A 3711-nucleotide genomic window follows, 5' to 3' on the forward strand; every position below is an offset into this window, starting at 1 on the left:
GCTGATGCTTGTGCGCCGGGTGCAGGTTCCTCTAACGGTTCCTCCAAGTAAGAGAGACACTGACGCATACCGAGGGCCAGTCGGCCCAAAGTGGCCGGCTGACACATAGAAGGTCAGTCTAAAGACCAGGCCCCTTTTCCACCGTTTCCCTGCGGTGGGAAAGGGGGCCTTGGTGATCCTAAGACTCGAAGCGTTGGGAAGCCGTTCGGTGGGAGTGGGATGGTGGGGTGGGGGGACGTCGCCAAGCAATGCAGTGCTAAAAGTATGCGATAATTCGAGAATGACTACCGTAGGCGACATCGCAGGCCAGATCGGAACCCCTCTGACAGGAAACGCCACCAAGGTGCTGCTCCTAGGAGCAGGTGAGCTGGGCAAGCAGTTGGTAATTGCCTTTCAGAACTTAGGGCTTGAGGTTCACGCCGTGGACCGCTACGCAGGAGCACCCGCGCAGCAGCTTGCGCACTTTAGCTACATCGCAGACATTAGGGACCCGTACAAGGTGTGGGAGCTGACTGAGAAGATCAAGCCAGACTACGTGGTCCCAGAGGTGGAAACCGTCGCGGTGGAGGCGCTGAAGCGTATTGAAGAATTCGGCACCACCGTCGTACCGTCGGCGCGGGCCTGTGAGCTGACGCAGTGTCGGGAGAGCGTGCGTGAGGTAGCTGAAAGCATCGGCCTGCCCGTCACTGCCTATCGCTTTGCTGAGTCTGCTGAGGAGCTGCAAGAGGCAGTGGGGGAGTTGGGGCTGCCGTGCATCGTGAAGCCGGATATTACGACCTCCGGAAAGGGACACATCCTTCTTAAAGAAGAAGAGGACGTGGAGGAGGCCTGGGCCATGGTGCGCCACGTGTCCTCGGAGTATAAGCGCGTCGTGGTGGAGCGCTTCGTTGACTTTGATTATGAGGTCACGCTGCTTGCTGTGCGCTCCATTGACCCGGCTACGGGCAAGATGGCTACTTGGTTCAGTGAGCCCATTGGTCACCGCCACGAAAAGGGAGATCTGGTGGAGTCGTGGCAGCCGATGGCTATGAGTGAAGACGCCCTGGCGAACGCACGCTCCGTTGCGGCGCGTATCTCCAATGAATTGGGAGGGCGCGGTGTCTACGGCGTTGAACTCTTCGTGGCCGGTGATGAGGTGTATTTCTCCTCCGTCTCTCCGCGTCCTTTGGATACCGCCATGCTGACGGGATATACACAGCGTTTCTCTGAGTTTGAGCTACATGTCCGCGCGATTCTGGGCTTCCCCATCGACGTGACGTTGGTCAGCCCCGGTGCTGCGGTTATTCTGCACGCGGACGCTGAGCTTGATGACGTCTCCTACTCTGGCCTCGATGCTGCCCTTGCCTATGAGGAAACGGACGTGCGTTTGTTTGGTAAGCCGTGGGCTTATGCCGGCCGCCGCATGGGTATGGTGGCCACGACTGCCGAGGACGTTGAGACCGCCCGCGACAGGGCAGCGCTGGCGGCGGGAAAGATCACTGTCGGGCCGAATGCTGATAGAACCGTTCACGGTGACTCGCAGCCCGTGGAGCCGACCGCCACTGCCGTCTCCGATATTGAGGTCATTGAGGTCCCAGAACCGGTTGTCGACGTTGATCCGAAATTAACCCGCTCCGCCGATGATTAAAGTAATAGTGACGTTTTAAGAAAGGGCGGAATGATGTCCCGGCCCCGCGGGGGAGTGGGGTGATGAACGGGGGAGCGATGGCCGTGCAATATGCGCGGCCACTTTGCGTATGCAAGGCGGCGCATCTGACGGGGGATGGTCCTTTTGTACCTGGGGTGGACAGTCGATTCCGCCTTCCCGGTAGGGGCTTAGAAGTGTGGTCGCAGTGAGCAATATCCCGAGTCAAAGCTTAATAAACCGTAAGTATAAAAATATGAGAAATTCTAATCGTAGTGACGTATCAGCATTATCTCGAACGGATTGTCGATTAATGCCTAAAAGCGCGAGGCTAGAGCGCGTTTCACCAGCGGAATTGTTGATCTATGGATGCATAGGGGAAATTTATACAACAATCAACTGGCTTGCTGGCAGCTGTGAGTGGTGATATTCTCCTGTGTGGACTATAAGAGTTCGTGAGATTCTTAAGGAGAATCGCCGGTCAAGGTGTAAAAACCTGCGTCCAGATTTCAGATTGTTTCAGCGGAACATGACTGCTGTGCAGAAAAACTTGTAGACATTCACATCATTCGAAGAGGAAACGATGAGTAAATTAAGGAATATCTCCAGAGAGGGGTGGATGGTCTTTACTGCTATTTTCACAGCAATAGCAGTAATTGCAGCCATGGTCACCGTTCCCTGGGCGAAGGCCGGTGCGGCCGAGCCGACGGACTTTGAGCCGGATAACGCCCTAGGCGCCGAGCATGAGAAGGTGGGCGGCGATAGTTCTTGGGGCCCACTTGTGTGGGCGGGTGTTCCACCGGAAGGTAACACTGAGGCTAAAGGAAACCCTGCTAATAATGTTGGCTGGGCCTGGTGTATCGACTTGACTACCCCAGATCCTATGAAGGCGTCTGGCAGCTATACGCAGTCCTCTGCGGGTGCCTTGAAATTTGAAGATCCTAAGTATCAAGATGCTGCAATTGGTCTGGCAATTAAGCTTCGTGACGCTGCAGCTGCGGGCGATAAAAAGGCCGCAGCTAAGTACAGTACTTACTTGGCGGCAATTGTCTCTGACCCGTCGGGTAGGGACACAGCAATTAACATTATTAAAGGAAACCTTGGATATGGTGACCCTAATAATGTGATTCGCTTCCAGAACTTCGAAGGAAGCCCGGACGAGTTTACAGAGTTGACGGGCCTTCGAATCGTGAAGAATACTGCTACGAATTTGGATGACCAGTTCGAGGTGGATCCTTCGATTGAGATTCCGTCCCAGCCGGCGGATGCTTTTATTACGATTGTGGGACCTGACGGTGCGTGGCAGGTACGCACGGAACAAGGTCAGCGTGTGTTCCCACCGGATCAGCCAGGCCTGCCAGGCGACGAGGGGGAATCCAAGACCCCGTCGATCGAGACCAAGGCCGAGTTTGCTGAAGGATCGAAGAAGGTCGTCGTTAACGACGCGACTGTAATCGATACCGTTACCTATGAGAACCTGGTTCCGGGTAAGAAGTACACCCTTAAGGCAGAGCTGATCTCTAAGGCTGATGAGAAGACTGTTCTCGGTAAGGGCGAGAAGTCCTTTGTCCCGGATGCAGCAAACGGCTCTGAGCAGGTCGAGATCAAGGTTACGAACGCTGAACAGCCGGTTGAGGCTGCGGTTGTCTTTGAGGAGTTGACCTCTGTTGAGGTCGACGACAAGGGTAAGGACACTCCGGATGCGACTACGGAGAACCCGAACAAGATCGCTGAGCATAAGGACATCAACGACGGCGGGCAGACGGTGAACTCTGAGGATGAGCCGACCGAGCCGACCGAGCCGACCGAGCCGACCGACCCGACTGAGCCGACTGAGCCTACGGAACCGACGGAACCGACCAAGCCCACGAAGCCCACGAAGCCAACTGAGCCGACGAAGCCGACCGAGCCGACCGAGCCGACCGAGCCGACCGAGCCGACCGACCCGACTGAGCCGACTGAGCCTACGGAACCGACGGAACCGACCAAGCCCACGAAGCCCACGAAGCCAACTGAGCCGACCGAGCCGACTGAACCGACTGAGCCTACGGAACCGACTGAGCCTACGGAACCGACGGAACCGACGA

Annotated in this window: 2 protein-coding genes; both read left to right on the forward strand. The window is 56.3% G+C overall.

Annotated elements, in window-relative coordinates; genetic code table 11:
* Positions 1 to 280: 280 nt before the first annotated feature.
* Positions 281 to 1627 (forward strand): formate-dependent phosphoribosylglycinamide formyltransferase, encoded by a 1347-nt coding sequence (gene purT, locus HMPREF2781_RS10905; RefSeq protein ID WP_070645967.1) that lies wholly within the window; start codon positions 281 to 283, stop codon positions 1625 to 1627.
* 661 nt (positions 1628 to 2288) lie between these two features.
* Positions 2289 to 3711 (forward strand): VaFE repeat-containing surface-anchored protein (locus HMPREF2781_RS12665; protein ID WP_210386035.1); only part of this gene is annotated, 1423 nt, incomplete at its 3' end.

Origin of the sequence: Corynebacterium sp. HMSC062A03, assembly GCF_001811145.1 — a bacterium.
Lineage (GTDB): Bacteria > Actinomycetota > Actinomycetes > Mycobacteriales > Mycobacteriaceae > Corynebacterium > Corynebacterium aurimucosum.

Coding starts and splice junctions, on each gene's coding strand:
- purT (WP_070645967.1), top strand. CDS start 281: ATGACTACCGTAGGCGACATCGCAGGCCAGATCGGAACCCCTCTGACA.